The sequence below is a fragment of the Apibacter raozihei genome, from assembly GCF_004014855.1.
Classification (GTDB): domain Bacteria; phylum Bacteroidota; class Bacteroidia; order Flavobacteriales; family Weeksellaceae; genus Apibacter; species Apibacter raozihei.
Window position 1 is genome coordinate 754,896 of the sequence record NZ_CP034930.1, and the last position, 19,401, is coordinate 774,296.

The 19,401-nt window shown below is 31.1% G+C and carries 15 protein-coding genes; 7 read left to right on the forward strand and 8 right to left on the reverse strand.

What is annotated here, in order from left to right; translation table 11 throughout:
• Nucleotides 1–90 precede the first annotated feature (90 nt).
• Nucleotides 91–2,220 (forward strand): TonB-dependent receptor, encoded by a 2,130-nt coding sequence (locus EOV51_RS03425; protein WP_128149875.1) that lies wholly within the window; start codon nt 91–93, stop codon nt 2,218–2,220.
• 93 nt (nt 2,221–2,313) lie between these two features.
• Entirely contained in the window at nt 2,314–2,802 is a 489-nt protein-coding gene (locus EOV51_RS03430) for a thioredoxin family protein (RefSeq protein WP_128149877.1), read from the forward strand.
• Here the strand turns inward: EOV51_RS03430 and EOV51_RS03435 are convergent.
• Entirely contained in the window at nt 2,799–4,823 is a 2,025-nt protein-coding gene (locus EOV51_RS03435; protein WP_128149879.1) for a ComEC/Rec2 family competence protein, read from the reverse strand. The two genes, EOV51_RS03430 and EOV51_RS03435, sit on opposite strands and share 4 nt — an antisense overlap.
• Nucleotides 4,824–5,129: 306 nt before the next feature.
• Between EOV51_RS03435 and EOV51_RS03440 the strand changes: the two genes are divergently transcribed.
• A complete protein-coding gene (locus EOV51_RS03440) occupies nt 5,130–7,541 on the forward strand; it encodes a TonB-dependent receptor (RefSeq protein WP_128149881.1) in 2,412 nt (803 codons plus the stop codon).
• A gap of 143 nt (nt 7,542–7,684) precedes the next feature.
• Complete coding sequence (locus tag EOV51_RS03445) at nt 7,685–8,293, forward strand: TetR/AcrR family transcriptional regulator (RefSeq protein WP_128149883.1); 609 nt, start codon at nt 7,685–7,687, stop codon at nt 8,291–8,293.
• Here EOV51_RS03445 and EOV51_RS03450 read toward each other — a convergent pair.
• Entirely contained in the window at nt 8,290–9,549 is a 1,260-nt protein-coding gene (locus EOV51_RS03450) for a mechanosensitive ion channel family protein (RefSeq protein WP_128149885.1), read from the reverse strand. The genes EOV51_RS03445 and EOV51_RS03450 overlap by 4 nt on opposite strands.
• Before the next feature lie 350 nt (nt 9,550–9,899).
• Between EOV51_RS03450 and EOV51_RS03455 the strand changes: the two genes are divergently transcribed.
• Complete coding sequence (locus EOV51_RS03455; RefSeq protein ID WP_128149888.1) at nt 9,900–10,763, forward strand: MBL fold metallo-hydrolase; 864 nt, start codon at nt 9,900–9,902, stop codon at nt 10,761–10,763.
• A 31-nt stretch (nt 10,764–10,794) separates the two neighbouring features.
• On the opposite strand, the gene pta is transcribed toward EOV51_RS03455, so the two are convergent.
• Together pta and EOV51_RS03465 are read right to left on the reverse strand one after the other, a co-directional pair.
• Complete coding sequence (gene pta / locus EOV51_RS03460) at nt 10,795–12,888, reverse strand: phosphate acetyltransferase (RefSeq protein WP_128149890.1); 2,094 nt, start codon at nt 12,886–12,888, stop codon at nt 10,795–10,797.
• A gap of 127 nt (nt 12,889–13,015) precedes the next feature.
• Nucleotides 13,016–13,789: an MBL fold metallo-hydrolase gene (locus EOV51_RS03465; RefSeq protein WP_181951007.1), complete on the reverse strand. Its 774-nt coding sequence runs from the start codon at nt 13,787–13,789 to the stop codon at nt 13,016–13,018.
• A 36-nt stretch (nt 13,790–13,825) separates the two neighbouring features.
• Between EOV51_RS03465 and EOV51_RS03470 the strand changes: the two genes are divergently transcribed.
• Together EOV51_RS03470 and EOV51_RS03475 are read left to right on the forward strand one after the other, a co-directional pair.
• Complete coding sequence (locus EOV51_RS03470) at nt 13,826–15,259, forward strand: TonB-dependent receptor (RefSeq protein WP_128149894.1); 1,434 nt, start codon at nt 13,826–13,828, stop codon at nt 15,257–15,259.
• Nucleotides 15,260–15,301: 42 nt separating this feature from the next.
• A complete protein-coding gene (locus EOV51_RS03475; protein WP_128149896.1) occupies nt 15,302–15,619 on the forward strand; it encodes a DUF4286 family protein in 318 nt (105 codons plus the stop codon).
• A 41-nt stretch (nt 15,620–15,660) separates the two neighbouring features.
• On the opposite strand, the gene hemL is transcribed toward EOV51_RS03475, so the two are convergent.
• From hemL to EOV51_RS03495, 4 genes are read right to left on the reverse strand one after another with little or no spacing between them, the layout of a single operon-like run.
• Nucleotides 15,661–16,953, reverse strand: a complete 1,293-nt coding sequence (hemL, locus tag EOV51_RS03480; protein ID WP_128149898.1) for a glutamate-1-semialdehyde 2,1-aminomutase — start codon at nt 16,951–16,953, stop codon at nt 15,661–15,663.
• A 12-nt stretch (nt 16,954–16,965) separates the two neighbouring features.
• Entirely contained in the window at nt 16,966–18,039 is a 1,074-nt protein-coding gene (locus EOV51_RS03485; RefSeq protein ID WP_128149901.1) for a glucosaminidase domain-containing protein, read from the reverse strand.
• The gene (locus EOV51_RS03490; protein ID WP_128149903.1) at nt 18,036–18,944 is read right to left on the reverse strand and encodes a 1-aminocyclopropane-1-carboxylate deaminase/D-cysteine desulfhydrase; all 909 of its coding nucleotides are present in this window, start codon (nt 18,942–18,944) and stop codon (nt 18,036–18,038) included. Before EOV51_RS03490 ends, EOV51_RS03485 begins: the two co-directional genes overlap by 4 nt.
• Nucleotides 18,945–18,986: 42 nt before the next feature.
• On the reverse strand, nt 18,987–19,400 hold the full coding sequence (locus EOV51_RS03495) for a hypothetical protein (RefSeq protein ID WP_128149905.1): 414 nt from the start codon (nt 19,398–19,400) through the stop codon (nt 18,987–18,989).
• Nucleotide 19,401: the final 1 nt, after the last annotated feature.

A 19,401-nucleotide genomic window follows, 5' to 3' on the forward strand; every position in this document is an offset into this window, starting at 1 on the left:
TTAGAATTAGATTAAGGTTTCAAAAATTGAAGCCTTTATTTATTTAATCCTATATAAAACACCCCCTTTTTTATTATTAAAATTAATAATATGAAAAAAAGGGATTTTATTTTTATTAGCATTTTGACAGGCTGCTACGTGAACGCTCAGGTAAAAAAAGATTCAATACAGCTCGAAAATATTGTAGTTACTGCTAAAGCTCCTATAAGTAGAGAACGTATAGGTAAAAAACAACTTGAAAGCAAAAATTTAGGTCAGGACATTCCTTCTTTATTAAAAAATAATTTATCCGTAGTATCTTCTTCAGATGCAGGTAATAGTGTTGGATATACGGGAATGAGAATCAGAGGCAGTGATCAAACCCGCATTAATGTAACTTTAAATGGCGTACCTGTCAATGATGCTGAATCGCAAGGTCCTTTTTGGATTAATATGCCCGATTTAGCTTCTTCAGTTTCAAACCTGACAATACAACGAGGAGTAGGTACTTCAACTGAAGGAACCGGTTCATTTGGTGCCAGCATCAATGTAAAAACTCAATCACCCTCATCTACCGCATATTTCCAGACAGATCAGTCTATAGGTTCTTTCAAAACTCATAAGCATACTTTTGCAGCAGGAACGGGTAATCTATGGAATGACAAAATAAAAATTGACAGTAGAGTATCATTTATTAAATCTGACGGATATGTAGATCGAGCTTTTTCCGATTTATTTTCATATTATACTCATGGTGTTTATGAAAAAAATAACACAAAAATAGGTATCATGCTTTTCGGAGGAAAACAAAAGTCATATCAAGCATGGAATGGGGTCGATAAAATTCAAATGACCGAACGAAGGACTTTTAACAGCAGCGGGGCAATTTATGATGAAAACGGCAATATTAAGCGATATTACAACAACGAAACTGATAATTATAAACAAGAGCATTATCATTTATATTTTGAACAACAATTGAATATTTATTGGAAATTAAGTTCTACCTTATTTGTTACTAAGGGAGAAGGATATTATGAAGAATATAAGCAAAACTCAAAATTAATTAATTACAAAATTACCCCTATAGTTATTGGGAATGAAACGATAACTTCTTCTGACTTGATCAGAAGGCAGTGGTTAGATAATGTTTTTTACGGAACGACTAACCGCCTCTCTGCTTCATTCGAAAAATGGAAAATTGAAATAGGTCTTGGGGCAAATATTTATGATGGAGATCATTTTGGTAATGTTATCTGGGCCGAATATTTTTCCAATAGTCAAAAAGATCATGAGTACTATAGAAACAAGGCTAAAAAGAAAGAAATTTCCGGATTTGTAAAATCTATTTATAAAATTACTAAATCTTTGGAATTATTTGGTGATATTCAATATCGAAACATCCATTATAACGGACATGATGCTCCTGGTGGTGAAAGTATTTATAAAAACGGAGGGCCTTTAAGTTTCAGTGAAAATTATAATTTTATAAATCCAAAAATTGGAACTTCTTATGATTTTAATAACGGAAATTTGTATTTAACCTATGGTCTTGCACAAAGAGAACCCAGCAGAAACGATATTTTAAACAATACTCACGTTAAACCAGAACTTTTACATAATATAGAATTAGGAATTAAACAAAATTTAAACTCATTTTCGTATTCAGCGAATTGGTACGGTATGTATTATATAGATCAATTAATTCTTAGTGGTAAAATTAATGACGTAGGTACATTTATCCGAGAAAATAGTGGTAAAAGTTTTCGAACCGGAATTGAACTTTCTGCAGGATATCAATTATCTCCAGCAATAAGTATGAATGCAAATTCAACCTGGAGCATCAATAAAAATATAAATTTTAAAAAAGAAACCGAAGGAACTATAATTAACCTAGGAAATACGGATATTGCTTTTTCACCCAACTATATTGGGAATTTTATTATTGACTGGAAAGCATTAGAAAACTTCACCATACACTGGGCCAATCAATATGTAAGCAGCCAGTTTCTTACCAATGAAGAGCCTAGAAATGGTAAATTGGACGGATATTTTACTTCTGATTTTATTTTTGAATATTCTCCTAAATTTTTAAAAGTCAATAATTTCAGTATAAAACTTCTGCTTAATAATATTTTTAATAATTTATACGAAAATAATGGCTATTATTATGATGATACCCCTTATTATTATCCACAAAGTGGTTTTAATTTTCTGACGGGTATTAGCATTAAAATATGATCAAAATTATTTTGTACCGCATCTTTTGTTAAAAATTTTAAATTGATTGATTATGTTAGCTTAAATAGCTAATTTTGCATCAAATAGTCAGTTATGAAAAATATTATATGCTATATACTATTCATGGTATCTATACATCTTTTTTCTCAGGAAAATGATTTAATACAATGGAAATCTATACAACAGGCAGACAGTATTCAACAAAAGGGAGATCAGAGACTTATTCTTGTAGATATTTATACTGAATGGTGCGGTCCGTGTAAACTTATGGATCGTTATACTTTTCATGATCAAAAAGTAGTTGATTACATTAATGAAAATTTCATTCCTGTGAAATTTAATGCTGAATCTAAGGAGAATGTCACATTTAAAGGAAAAAGCTATCAATGGGTATCTAATGGAAGAGGTGGTGGAATTCAGGCTCTAGCATATTTTACTTTAGGAGGAGAAGTAAGCTATCCTTCTATAGCACTAATCAATGCCCGTGGAGAAACCGTATTTGTTATTACCGGATTTTATCAGGCTGATGATTTTCTGGAAACAGTAAAAAATGTAAAAAAAGAAATAATTGATAAAATTTAGTCTTTAAATATTTCTTTAAAATATCCTTGATTTTCCACTTTCCATATCTTTGTATTATTCATATTTTCATTTGAATTATCATGGGCATACTTATAATTTACAACAATTATTTTTTTAAAATGATTATAAAAAACTGCATTTTTAGTAATTAAATTTTCGGTAAGTATTAAATAATCAACCGATTTTTCATTTACTTTTTTCAAATTAAAATTATCAGATACCATTATCGTTTTAGAGTTCCACTGAATCTTTTTATTTTTTAAATAATTATATATATAAATTTTTTTGATTTTTTCTCCGGTCATATAAGGTTGCAATATAAATGAATTAATTTTTTTCAGATCCTCTTCTTCATTTTTAAATACTACAAGCTGCTCTCCTTCCCTCAAACCTATCAAAGGTAAATAATTGTTAAATACCACAATTTCTTTACGATCAGAAAATTGATAGTGATCGATTAATCGTAATATCTGTAAAAAAGAAAGTATTAGTAATAGGTACAAAAAAAATTTCATTTTTAGATTGATGAATATATACCTTAAGTATAATACGGCACAAAACAATAAAAATAACTCTAATGAACCAATAGATACATTTGAAAGATTACAAGATTCCACAGATGAAACACTATGCGTAAACACTACGAGCACTTCTACTAAAAAATTATAAATATGAGAAAAGTACGATTGAATATACGTAGGAAAATACATAATCAACAATTCTAATATTGAGGAATAAGTAATAATAAAGCTATAAGGAATAATTAGAATGTTTGTAGGTATAGATAGTATCGAAAACTGATGAAAATGATAAATAACAAATGGAAATGTCCCCAGCTGAGCTGATACGGATATTGCTATAGGCTCTATAAAATAGGTGTTTATTTTATTATTTTTAGTCTTACATCTATTTACAAATATAGGAGAAAGCCAAGACATAAAAAATACAGCTATGTAACTCAACTGGAAACCGATGGAGTACAATTCATTAGGATTATATAAAAGAATAATTATAGCTGATAAAGAAAGACTATGGTAGATATTAGCAGATCTCTTACCTAATACAAAGCAATAATATATTGAGATCATTAGGCACGACCTAAAAACAGAAGATGATAATCCAACAAATATTCCAAATAGCCAGACAAACACTAAACAAGATAAAATTCGTAATTTGCAATGCTTTCCTTTAAACAAAAATGACAGCAAACTGTAAATCATTCCAAATATAAAGGCAACATGCATACCCGAAATAGCTATTAAATGCATTACACCAGATTTGGAATAAGCATCAATGTTCTGTTTTTTCATATCCGCCCGGTCTCCAAGTAAAAAAGCTTTTAAGAACTCTTTTGAATCTAAACTTAATGTTGATTCTTCTATTTTTTTCACCATTTGCTGATTAAAATTTTTAATTTTAAACAGGATGGAATTATGAGGCTTATTATCTACTATTTTTTTAACATTGGCTGTTTTTAAAATATAATTACGTTCTAAATATTTTTTATAATCGAACTGATGTGGATTTAAAGAGCCTTGCGGATCTTTTAATTTCGCTGTCAACACATACTCATCCCCCAAAGTCAGTACAGATTTATATAAAGCTTTATCCAATAATAATAGCACTTTACCCTCAGTAACTATTTTTTTATTATTACTTGAAATTGATTGGACCTCTGCTGTATACTTTCTAAATTTTTCAGATGAATTATTTTGTTCTTCAACAATTACAGTAAGGCATTGCAATTCTTTTTCATTTATAAAGTTTACATAATGGTTGTTTGGAACAAATGAATTTATTTTTAATACTAAAACTCCTAATATAAACCAGCTAAATAAAATTATTAAAGAATATATGATCTTAAACTTTATCTGTTTCAGTATGAAGAATAAAATAATTAATGTACTAATAAGTAAAAAACAACAGAGCTTATAAGATAAATCCAAATTTTTACCTAAAAAAATTCCTACAATTAAAAAAAACAAGAAAAAAGAATATGGATGCTTCCCAATATTTAACATTCTAAATAAAAATTGTTAAAAAAAATTAAAATTTTCTCTTTGTAAAATACTTAATATATTATATCTCTGATTTTAACTCACTTAATTAAACTAAAAATACAAGCTATTAATTAAAAGAATAGATAAAAAAGTAAAAATATCATACTAATTTAGCCTTTTTAAATAAAATAAAACTATATTTTATACTTTTTTTTAGCGATATTAAGATTTTATTAATTTTTTAACTTAATTTGTTAAAATTTAATTAATACTATTATTTTTGCCATACATAAACAAATCAACTTAACTAATATTAAATTATTTTGTATGAACCTTAAAACAAGGGTATTAGGCACAGTTGTACTGGCCGCAATCTTTTCGATTCCCGCTTACTCTCAAAATGTGGAATCAGACTCTTTGAATAATGACAAAATCCTAAACGACATCGTAATCGTTGGAAGAGGAGTGATAGACGTTGCAAAAGACAGAGAAACCCCTGTTGCTGTATCTATCATAAAAAAACAAGAAATTAAAGACAAATCAGGAAATCAGGAATTTCCTGCAATTATGAAAAACACTCCTTCTGTCTTTGTTGGAAGTGAATCTGGAGGATATGGTGAATCTAGTATGACCGTACGTGGATTTGACCAGTCCAACACCGCATTTTTAATTAACGGACAACCGGTAAACGGAATGGAAGACGGTAAAATTTACTGGTCTAATTGGTCAGGGTTAACCGATATTGCAAATACCGTACAAATACAAAGAGGTCTAGGTTCTTCTAAACTAGCTATTTCATCAGTAGGTGGAACCGTAAACATTGTAACCAATGCAACTGAGAAAAAAGCCGGTTCAAGCGCACGTTTTCTTGCAGGTAATGACGGTTACTGGAAAGCAACTTATGAATACAACAGCGGACTTCAAGGAAAATGGGGAGTTTCATTCTTAACCTCCACCTGGAGAGGAGACGGTTATAACCGTGGCACCAAAGGAGAAGGTCAAATTTACTTCTTTTCTATTGGGTACAAACCAAATCAAAATCATAATATAAACTTTATGATTTATGGCGCTCCTCAAAAACATGATCAAAATTATTTTACTAATATATATAATTACAAAAAATACGGATATAAATATAACGTAAATGAGGGTTGGCTAGACGGACAACAACTTTCCGAAAGAACTAACTATTACCACAAGCCTGTAGCCAACTTAAACTGGGACTGGCAAATAAGTGAAAAAAGTAGCTTATCTACCGTTTTATACGCTTCCTGGGGAAGAGGTGGTGGTACCGGAGGATTCGGAAGTACTAAAAGTATATTAGATTACAGAAATAGCACAACAGGACAAATTAACTGGGATGCGGTAGTTGATTACAATCAATCAAATAACATTGATGGAATTGGATCAAGTAAATCGAACTACATACTTAGAACATCTGTAAACAATCATCAATGGTATGGATTAGTATCTAATTTCAATCATAAAATTTCCAAAAATTTACAATTTAATGTAGGGGTAGACGGAAGAACTTATACGGGTACACACTTTAGAAAAGCCTACAATTTTCTAGGTCTTGAGGGTATTGATGACAAAACGCCTAATGTTAATAATGGGGGAAGCAATATAATAACCAAATCTTACAGTATAAACCCTTGGAGCGCATTATTTCAAAATGTAAGCAAAGGCCAAAGAATAGGTTATGATTACGATGAAACTATTCAATATATTGGTGGGTTTGGACAATTAGAGTATTCTAATAATTTCATATCAGCTTTTATCCAAGGTTCTGTATCTGAACAATCTCATTCCAGAAAAGACCGTTTTAATTATGTTCCAGGAGATCAAAAATCAAGAACAGTAAATAATACCGGTTACAATGTAAAAGGAGGGATAAACTTTAAAATTAATAAACACCATAATATTTTTGGAAATGGCGGATACTACTCCAGACAACCATTTCAAGATAATTTATTTTTAAATTATAAAAATGATGTAAATCCACTTGCTAAAAATGAAGAAATAGTTGGTGTGGAAGTTGGATACCAAATACGCTATTCATTTATAGATATTAATATAAATGCATATAGAACTGCCTGGAATAACAGAGTAGAAACAATTTCAAATCAAACTGCAAATACTATTGAAAACAGAACAGGTATTGATGAATTGCACCAGGGAATTGAAGTTGACTTTACAGCTAAACCTTTTAGACAATTAAATTTTAAAGGACATTTATCCATAGGTAAATGGGAATATAGCGGTAATGCCCACTCTACAACTTACGATGCCGACAATTTATCAACTATTATCGCTGAAAAAGATATACTTCTTGATGGTGTTAAGACACCTAACGCTCCTCAATTCAGTTACGGAGTCGGAGTAATCTATAAACCATTTAAAGGCTTTTCTTTCGATGCAGACCTGAACCGTTATGAAAAATTATATTCTGATTTTGATGTTGCTTATATTAAAGCTAATGAAAAAATTGAATTGATAGAATTACCTAAATATTTTACGTTGGATTTAGGTGCTAGTTACAGCATTTATTTTAACTCAAGTAATCTAAGGTTCAGAGTAAATGTTAACAATGCATTAAATGATGTATTTATGACCTACTCTAAGGATAATCTACAAGCGGTTAGTGGAGTCGACACTTTTAAAGGTATCAACGTAAACAACCGGGTTTATTTTGGTAACGGAAGAACCTGGAACGCAGGTATTACTTACAATTTCTAAAACATTTAAAAATTATATATAAAAAAGCACTCTTAAAAAGAGTGCTTTTTTTGTATAATAGATATTAAAATTTCAACTGTCAAGAAAACCGATTATACTTAATCGGTTTTTATTTATATCTTTACGCAATAAAAATAATCCAAATGGATATAATAAAAGAAAAAATAATATCCAAAGCTTTAGATTTATTTACACAAATCGGAGTAAAAGTGGTAACTATGGATATGATAAGTAGCGAGCTGGGAATGTCCAAAAAAACTTTGTATGAGCATTTTTCAAGTAAAGAGGAACTTATTAAAATCACCTTTTCAGAGTGCCTCTCATGTTCTATGAGTGATATGGAATGCAAAATAAAAAATTATCAGAACATAATTCATCAAATATTACTAATCCTGGAAAATCTGAGCGAAATGTTTCTGATAAAAAAAGATCAAATAACTTTTCAACTTGAAAAATTCTATCCCGAAATATTTCATGAAATCCTTGCTGCGCAACAAACCTTCATTAAAAACTTATTGAAAAACAATATAAGTCTGGGGATTGATGAGGGAGTATACCGAGCAAAAATAAACAAGAAAATAACTGCCGAATATATTTACCTAACTATTCAGCTTATCATGGATAAAACAAAAACTGATGACACTAGCTCTGTTCAAAATCAGGTTAACCTAAATTATTCGGATCTTTTAATCCGTTCAATTGCTACTAAAAAAGGGGTTAAAGAACTGGAGAAATTAGTCAAAATAAACTAGGATGGACTAACCAAGGTAAGCTCTAACTGAAATAAATGGGTAACTGCAATTAAATGCTCAAAAAGCAAGGCTTGGGTATCCTCATACATTTTCCAGTCTGAGGTTGAGGAAAAACAATACACCTCTACCGGTTGACCGTATATTGTAGGTTCTAACTGTCGTACCATAATAGTATCCTTTTTTGATATTCTGGGATTATTTTCAAGATACAACTGAGTATAATAACGAAATACTCCAATATTAGTAATATAATCATTATCCTCATCAAGAATAGGATACACAAAATCTGTACTATTCTGATCTTTAATCTCTTTCTCTTTCTTTTGCAGATAAGAACTGAGCAACTCAATCTTAGTTAAATTATTTAATATAGACTCGTCCAACAATTTAAAAGACTTAAAGTTAAAAGTTAGAGATCTTTTTATCCTTCGAGTATTTGAAGAACGCATAATTTCGTAATTTTTAACTTCTGTAGCTATTAAATCATAAGTCGGTATCGTTGAAACAGTCTTATCAGAATTTTGAATTTTAGTAGTTACCAAATTAATATCTTTCACATTACCATCCAGTCCGTACTTTGGAACCGAAATCCAGTCACCAACCTTTATCTGCTTAGAATTAGCAATGTTTAATCCAGCCACAAAACCAAGAATAGGATCTTTAAAAATAAGTAGAATTACAGCCATAATAGCACCCAAAAAGGCAAATATCTTAGCACTTGAAAGATTAAAAAGAATTGAAACAACTATAAAACAGGTAAACAAAATAATCAGCAATTTAAACAGTTCCGAAAAAGTCTTTAATGCTACTGTCCTATAACTTTGGTCTTTACTTTTTATCTCAGTGTATACATCTATTACATGAATAAAAAATTTGGAAAGAAATATTAATAGTAAAATACTAAAAATTAAATCTAAAATATGAAAGCTTTGCGGATGATGATAAAATATGAGCGGAACCAGACAATAACAGATTCCTAACGGAAGTAAATGAAAAAAACTAGTAAAAACATCTTTTTTGATAAACGTGTTGATCCATATATTTTTAGTTTTGGGAACCCACTTACGGATTAAGCGGATTAAAATTTTTCTTTGAAACAGATCCAGAATAATGAATATACTCAGTAATAAAAGTGCTTTTACAAAAATTTGAAAAAAAAGCACAGTACCATCTGGAAAATTATCAGCAATAAAATAATGTAGCTGATCTATGATAGTATTCTGATTTTCTAACTTTAAATTAACTGCATCATTCATACTTTTTATAATTATATATTATTGATTCTAAATTCACAAATTATACCAATTAGTCAGCCTTCAGTCTTCCCCATTATAACTATCTGTTTATGATATGTGCTGTGTTAACTATTATCAAATTAAAACTATATTTGCCTTTAGTTATATTATAATTTTATTACTATTTCTTAAAGTTATCTATATCAAAAATAATTTAAACTTTATAAATTAAAATTTCAATTAATTGTGATTTCTTTACGCTTGGGTCAATATACTGCACGCTTTCTACCCGTTTTCATATTATTTGTTCCTTAAGTTTTTTATAAGTAAAAAATTATCCTTAATTTACAAGAACCAATTTAAACAAATTTATGAAGCTATATCCTATTGAAACCGGTAATTTTAAATTAGATGGGGGAGCCATGTTCGGTGTGGTACCGAAATCTCTATGGCAAAAAACTAATCCTGCCGACTCTAATAATCTTATTGATTTAACAATGAGATGCTTATTGGTGGAAAACGGAAAAAAATTAATCTTAATCGATACTGGTCTGGGAAATAAGCAATCTGACAAATTTTTCGGTTATTACCATTTATGGGGAGAGGAAACTCTTGAAAAATCTTTAGCTCGATATGGTTTTACCACAGATGATATTACGGATGTTTTTCTGACTCACCTGCATTTTGACCATTGCGGAGGAGCTGTAAAATGGAATAAAAAGAAAACCAAGTATGAGTTAACCTTTAAAAATGCAACTTACTGGAGTAATCAGAATCATTGGGAATGGGCTGTAAATCCTAACCCGAGAGAAAAGGCTTCATTTTTAAAAGAAAACATTCTTCCAATTCAGGAAAGTGAACAACTTAAATTTATTGATATACCTAAGGATAATTATCTTAAAGATTCTCCTCTTGGTTTTGACATTCTATTTGTGGATGGCCATACTGATAAACAAATGCTTCCGGTTATATCATTTGAGGGAAAAACGATGATTTATGCAGCAGATCTTCTTCCTACTACCGGACATATTCCCTTGCCATATGTAATGGGATATGATACACGGCCATTACTAACTTTAAATGAAAAAGAAAAAATCCTGCGTCTTGCGGAACAACAGGATTATCTTTTCTTTTTTGAACATGATGTTAGTCATGAACTATGTACTTTACAAAAAACAGATAAAGGAATCAGACTTAAAGAAACTTTTAATTTCTTAGATATTTTCGGCCGCTGATTTCCTTACATATTTTTGTCAATTTAACTCTTTATTGATCATTTGCAGCCTGAATAGCTGTTATAACTACTGTGTTGTAAATATCTTCAATTTTAGCGCCACGGCTTAAGTCATTAATAGGTTTTTTTAACCCTTGAAGAACTGGTCCTAAGGCTAAACCACCGGATTCTCTCTGTACGGCTTTATACGTATTATTCCCCGTATTTAAATCAGGGAAAATAAGCACATTTGCCTGACCTGCAACTTGTGAACCCGGCATTTTACTACTTCCAACACTAGGAACCACAGCTGCATCGTATTGAATAGGTCCTTCAACAAGTAAATCAGGGCGTGATTCTTTAACCAGTTCCGTTGCTTTTCTTACTTTATCTACCTCTTCTCCCGAACCTGAATTTCCTGAAGAATAGGACAACATAGCTATTTTTGGTTCTATCCCAAAAGCTTTAGCTGTCTGGGCAGAAGAAATTGCAATATCTGCAAGTTGCTCGGAAGTAGGATTAGGAACGACAGCGCAATCTCCATACACTAAAACTCTATCCTGCAAAAGCATAAAGAATACAGAAGAAACCGTTTTTATTCCCGGTTTTGTTTTAACAAACTGCAATGCCGGACGTATGGTGTGAGCTGTTGTATTTTGAGCTCCTGAAACCATTCCATCAGCATCTCCCTTATAAACCATCATAGTACCGAAATATGAAGCATCCAATATTAAATCTTTTGCCTGAGCAAGCTCCATACCTTTATCTTTCCTTAGCTCAAAAAGTGTTTGGGCATAATCATCCATTTTATCACTTTCCGTATTATCCAACAACGAAATATAATTTTCATTCCACGGCAATCCTAATTGATTTGCTCTTTGTTTTATTTCTTCCGGTTTTCCTAATATGGTTACTTTTACTATTTCGTCTTCAGCCAGCATTGAAGCTGCCTTTAATATCCTATCATCGCTTCCTTCAGGAAGAACTACATGCTTTTGCGCTAACTTAGCAGTTCTTAGTAAATTATATTGGAACATTCGGGGAGTTATCCCTCCTATTTTAAAAGAAGATATTTTATCATCCAGTTCAGGTATATTTACATATTCTTCAAATAGATCAATATTCTTTTTAATTTTATTAATAGCTTCCGGATAAATTGAAGATTTTATATTTGCAGCTGTAGTTGCCGTCTCAAAAGTTCCAGAATCAACCAACATAATCGGCAGATTTACATTAGAACCTTCAATCAGTTTCACAATAGTAGCTTCAGGCGACATTCCGGCAGTCAATATCAATCCGGAAACACGTGGAAAATTAGATAAGTTAGACAACAATACACCAGCAATTAAATCTGACCTGTCTCCAGGAATCACTGCTACACAATCCTCCTCAACATAGTTCATAAAATTGGTCAGTTGCATACCTCCGATAATAAATTTCTTTATCGGCCTGTCAAGATTATCTTTTCCAAATAAAATTTCGGCACCTAAGGCATCCGCAACTTCTTTCAATGTGGGAAAGCTTAAAGATTTATCTTGCGGAATAACTGAAAACAAAATAGAATCGTCAGTAATTCTTTTTCTGAATTTGGTTGTTATCTCATCAATAGGTTTAGTTGATTTATTTACAATAACTGCAATAACTTTATTATCTCTTTTCAAGAAATTATCAACTTCAAGACTTATATTCTTAGATAAATCATGAGTGGTTTTAAAAGAATCTTTAACTACTAAAACTACCGGTATATTTAAAGATTTAGCTATTACAATATTTAAATCGTAATCAAGTGAGTTGCTTTCGGACGACAAATCTGTTCCATCTATTAAAACAAAATCGTATTTATCTTCCAGTGCTTTATATTTTTGTATAATAACATCATAAAGTTCGTTTAATCTACCGTTATTCTGATGATCTATAACTTCACTTTTAGTAAAAGCATATGCATCTTCATAGTTCTCTTCCAGATTAAAATAAGAAATCATAGTTTCGATATGATTGTCTTTCATACCTTCTTCAATATCGTCAATAATCGGTCGGAAATAGGCTATGTTAGGAGTTCTTCTCATAACCATCTGCACAATTCCCAGGCTAATCAATGATTTTCCACTGTTAGGACTGGTCGTTGCTACATATACTGATCTATTCATCTACATTTAAAATTTAGGTTGACACAAACTTACAAAATCGTAATAAATAAGTGAAATAAATTAATGTTTCTTATGCTTTTTAACTTTTATTTTTTAAACCAATTTTTATAAAATAAAATATAATACATTAAAAATCAACCACTAAACCATCATATGCCAAAAATACATTAGGTGGTAGATCTTTCTGAACCTCATCATGAAATCCTAAATTGTAGCTGATATGTGTTAAAAATGCTATTCCCGGATTAATTTTCTCAACAACTTCCAAGGCTTGCTCCAAAGAAAAGTGAGAATGATGAGGTTCCTGACGCAATGCATTAATAACAAGAATACCCGTTTTGCTTACACTTTCTATTACATTTATTGAAACATGAGAAGCATCGGTTATATAAGTTAACTCTCCTATTTTATATCCCAAAATTGGCAATTCTCCGTGTAAAATTTGTATCGGGTAAATAATATTATCTTTAATTTTAAATGCTCCGTCAATTTCAATTGTATCAAAGCCGGGAGCTCCGGGATATTTTATAGTTGCAAAAGCATATGAATAACGGGTTCGAATTTCATTCAAAACACGTGGCAATGCATAAATAGGTATGTCTTCTCCCTTTATAAAATTTATAGGTCTCAAATCATCCAATCCGCCCACATGATCGTTATGTTCATGAGTAAGTAATACTGCATCCACATTAGATTTATTCTCTCTGAGCATTTGCATTCTAAAATCGGGGCCACAATCTAATAAAAGATCCAAACCACAATATTCAACCAAAGCAGAAGTACGCAATCTTTTGTCTTTAGGATTACTTGACAGGCATACCGGATGCGTTGAACCAATCACCGGTATACCTTGCGAAGTCCCTGTGCCCAAGAAGGTTATCTTAGATTTTCTTAATTCCATAATTTTTGTAAATTTACGAACAAAAGTTTAAAATTTATGCTTACTTCCAGACAAGTATTAACTCCAAGACAAAAAGCTCTTCAAATAAATTTAAATAAGAATATCTATGGTACTTTTTCTGAAATAGGAGCAGGACAAGAGACCGTTCGATACTTTTTTAGAGCCGGAGCTGCTTCCAAAACCATAGCAAAAGCCATATCTGCATATGATAAAGATTTCAGCGATTCCATATATGGAAAAGAAGTAGACAACCGATATGTTTCTCAGACTCGGTTATTGCGAATGCTGGATCATGAAATTAAACTTATTGAAAACCGAATCAATCGCCAAAGTGCACCAGGCAGAAAATTTTTCTCTTATGCTAATACAGTTACCACTATAAATTTTAATAAAACATCTAAAGGACATGGCTGGGTGGGCATAAGATTCCAATTAGACGAACTGGAAGATTACAATGAGATTATTTTACATGTACGTTTTCACGAAAATGATGCTAAATTACAACAGGAAACTTTGGGAGTTTTAGGAGTAAACCTTATCTATGGGGCTTTTTATTATGCTGAGGATCCTAAAACCATTATTGAATCTTTATACGACGAAATCAACACAGATCAAATTGAAGTTGATATGATTAATTTCAGCGGTCCCAGATATGCATATGTTGATAACCGACTTATGAGCTTGCAATTGGTTAAGAACGGGATGACAGATGCAATAGTATTTGAACCTAACGGAAAAAATGTTCTCCCTGCTGATGAATTATATAGAAAAAATATATTTGCCCTTAGAGGTAGTTTCCGGCCTGTAACCAACGTCAATATTGATATGTGTAATCAGGGATTAAAAATGTTTATGAACGAAGAGAATGTGACTTCTGAAAATTTAAAAGTTTTATTTGAAATAACCATAACTAATTTAAGAGCCGCAGGAGAAATTAATGAACGTGATTTTCTGGACCGTGCCGATGTGTTGGGAAAATTGGGATACACGGTTTTGGTTTCCAACTTTTCCGAATATTATAGACTTGTAGATTATTTTAGCCGTTTTACTACTGAAAAAATCGGAATTACTATGGGGGTTAACAATTTGCTTGACATATTTGAAGAAGGGTATTACAGTAATCTCGGAGGAGGTATAATGGAAGCTTTTGGTAAACTTTTCAAGCAACAAATGAAAATTTATTTATATCCTTATATAGATATTAATTCTGAAGAGCTTTTAACTTCAGAAAATTTAAGAGTTAATGACAACTTAAAAGATCTGTATAAATATTTTAAGAAAAATGAAAGAATTGTTGACATTAAAGAATATGACGAAGCCCATTTAAGAATCTATGGTAAAAAGATTTTAGCACAGATAGCAATGGGAATTACGGGATGGGAAGATAAGGTACCTAAAGAGGTTGCTAATATGATTAAAGAGCGAGGTATGTTTGGATTCTCTAAAGGATATGCTCTTCCGCCACAATAAAGTGTTTTAAAAATTTTTATAAAAATTAAAAAGTTCTAAAAAATGATCATATACTCGGAAAGTTTTCATGTTGAACATACCATTGAGAAGGATTGGATTCAATGGTTTAAAGAAGTGTATATTCCCAAAATATACCAAACTCAAAAATTTAAAAAATCAGTATTTACCAAAGTTATTTCTCATCCCGAGGAAACCGGAAATACATATTCTATTCAACTTTATGCTGACACTAAAGAGAAACTAAATGAATACTACAAAGAAGATTCTCAGGAAGTACATCAATTAATATTTTCCCGATTTGGAAATCAGATACTTTCTTTTAAAACAGAACTTGAAGTAATTGAAGTTTTTGATTTTTAAAAAAAGCAGCCAAATTGCAATCGGGCTGCTTTTTTGTCAATTTAATATGATAAGTCTGAAACAAATTTCCGACTTAAATCTAATGTCTTATCAATTTCCTGTTTTTTGATACTATCTGATATAAACCATGTTTCATATCCTGAAGGCGGAAGATAAATTCCATGCTTTAGTAAAAAATGAAAATACTTGTTAAATAAAGAATGGTCGGCTCTACTTGCTTCTTCAAAATTAGATACTTTATCTATTCCAAAAAACACAGTCATCATGGATGTACACTGTGTAATACATGTTTGTATACCCGCAGTTTTAAAAATGGTATTTAATTCTTCCGCTAATTTTTCTGTAGATTTTGTAATTCTTTCAAAAATTCCGGAATCTGCTTTCAATAAAGATAAAGTGGTATATCCTGCTCTCATTGCAATAGGATTCCCCGATAAAGTACCTGCCTGATACACAGAACCGACGGGTGATAAATGGTCCATTATATCAGTTCTTGCGGCAAAAGCTCCAACAGGCATTCCTCCTCCAATAACCTTTCCGTAAGTAACAATATCAGCTTTTATATTGAATAATTCCTGGACTCCTCCCATCCGGGCTCTGAAACCAGTCATTACTTCATCAAAAATCAACAATGCATCATAATCATCACATAGTTTTCTTAATTTCAAAAGAAAGTCATTTTCAGGTGGCACGCATCCCATATTACCAGCAATGGGTTCAATTATTACAGCTGCAATCTGATCTTCATTGCTTTCAAATAGTAATTTAACTGATTCAATATCATTGTATACGGCTAATAAGGTATCCTGTGCTGTACCTGGCGTTACGCCCGGACTGTTGGGATTACCAAACGTGGCTGCTCCACTTCCGGCTTTGATTAAAAAAGCATCTGAATGGCCATGATAACAGCCTTCAAATTTTATAATTTTATTTCTGGATGTAAAACCTCGTGCCAGTCTTATTGCGGACATACACGCTTCCGTTCCGGAATTTACCATTCTCACTTTATCTATTCCGGGAACTGAATCCACAATTAATTTCGCTATTTCTGTTTCCAGTTCTGTTGGAGTACCAAATGAAAAACCGCTTTCCAATTGTTTGGTTACAGCTTCTAAAACCTTCGGATGATTATGTCCTAAAATCATAGGCCCCCAGGAATTGATATAGTCGATATAGGTTTTGCCATCCACATCTGTCAAATAAGCTCCTTTTGCTGATCTCATAAATACAGGAACTCCTCCTACTGACTTAAATGCACGAACGGGAGAATTCACTCCTCCCGGTATATATTTTTTAGCTTCTTCAAATAGTTTACTACTTCTCTGATATAACATTGAATGTACTTTTTAACTTTTTTTACCTTTTAATAAAATTATATCTCCAATTTTAGGTTCCTGTCCGGGCATCATTAAGTTCTTTTTATATAATTCATATAATGAAACTCCGTTATTTTGGGAAATATTGTACATATTATCCCCTTCTCTGGTTACATATTCTTTTATAGTACCAGAACTTTTTTTAGGCTCTAAAAATATTTTTTGATTAATTTTTAATTCTATTTTAGATGTTAAGTCATTATATCTACGCAATTTATCTATAGATATACTATAAGCTTTCGCTATACTTTCCAAGGTATCTCCTTCCCTTATAACAATAAATTTTAAATTACCATTGGGATGAAATCTGATTCGAAGACTGGGAAATTCAAAATTATCTTTCGGTTTATTTATACTTTTTCTTACTGCTGCCTGAGGTTTCTCAGGGTTATATGAAGCTAAAACTGCTGTAGGTTCAGTTTTTTTAACTGATTCAGACTTTAGTTTTGCAAATTGTATTTCAGGTTTGTTTTCCTGTGGAAGTTTAAAACTGTCCGGATATAATTGAGCTAATTTGTCATATACATCCATAGACGTTATAGAATCAAATTCATTTAATCGGTATCTTTCAATTAAGCCGATAAGTGTATATGCATATTTCGGATTAGTTGCATACCCTGCTTTTTTTAAACCATGTGCCCATGCTTTGTAATCTTTAGAGTCTAATAAAAATAAATTTTTATAATAAGGCCTTTCTGCAAGAAAGCGTGAATGATCTCTGTAAGATTCTTCAGCGGATGTATACTTTCTAAAACATTCGCCTTTTAAATCATCATCATGATACATCCTTTCTCCTACCCATTCCGCTTTACATTTAATTCCAAAATGATTGTTAGCAAACTGTGCTAAATCACTTTGTCCATTACCTGTTTCCAATATTCCCTGAGCTAAAGTAATACTGGCTGGTATTTTATACAATTCCATTTCCTGTACAGCCATTTTTGCAAAGCTTTGGATATACAGTTCATCTTTTTTAATTTGTTCCTGAGCTATAATGTAACTACCTGAAAGAACTAATATTACAAATAATAGTATTTTTTTCATGTAATAATAATATTTTTATTTTTTTGAGACAATAACTTATTCATCTCGCGTATTCCCTGCAATCCACCAGTATGAACGGCTAAAATTTTTTTATCAGAGCTTATTTCTCCCTTTCTTAACATTTCTTTGAGTCCAAACATCATTTTACCAGTGTATACAGGATCGAGAGGGATATGATTGAGAAGGTAAAAATTATTGATAAAATCAATCAAATCCGGGGTCACTTTAGCATATCCACCAAAATGATAATCCAAATTTACAGTAAAATTTTGTTTGTCAGTTAGTTTTATGATATCTTTAACTAAAAAGCCTGCATTTTTAAGAACCGGGAAACCCATAATTTGTTGATGATTTTGTGCTCCGACTGATAGTCCGGATAATGTGCCCCCGGTTCCCATAGCCGTAGTTATAATATCAAACTTATGGGTTTCTTCGTTTAAGATCTCTGCTGCTCCTTGTACTGCTAATGAATTAGTTCCTCCTTCAGGAACAAGATAATGATTTTTTATATTTTTTAAAATTCCCTGCGTAACTACTGATTTGTCCTTCAACCTGTATTCACTTCTGGAAATAAAGTAAAAGTCCATCCCTAAACTGCTGGCTTCTGCTAAAGTCTGATTATTTTGCCATTTATCTGCCAACTCTTCCCCTCGGATTATTCCTACAGATTTAAAACCATTTTCATTGGCGGCGGCGGCAGTAGCAACAATATGATTAGACATGGCTCCACCAAAAGTAACCAGTGTTTCACATTGCATTTCTTTTGCTCTTACCAGATTGTATTTCATTTTCCAGAATTTATTCCCTGATATAATAGGATGTACCAGATCTTCTCTTTTAATAAAAAGCTGATTTTCTACATGTAAATCCGGAAATTGAAACGGTTGTATAGGTAATTGATACAATTTTTGAAATTATATTAAATAATATTTTATTATGTAAAAGAATTATACTGTATGTATTTTGTTTAAATCTTTTAATAAAGATTCTTTAACATTTTCTTCCATAGCCCCTGTATATATAAATTCTTTTTTTTCTTCACTAGAGTCATTAAGAATATAATTAACTATAATTTTTTTACCCTCTTGATGCCAAGAAGTTATTTCATTAAACAATATATATCTTGATGCAGCAAAAATCCCTTTTTTTAACTTTATATAATCATTTCCTATTTCAACTACAGCTGAATTATATCTAATTATTTGTATAACTATATTTAAAATACAAATTGATACGACAAATGTTGCATTATTTAATAAAAAAATACTCGTAAATAATAAAATAGTAAAGGTTATTATTAAAAATAATAAAAATTTTCTTGCGTAATAATGTTTTTCTTCTGTGATTTGATTATTTTCCATA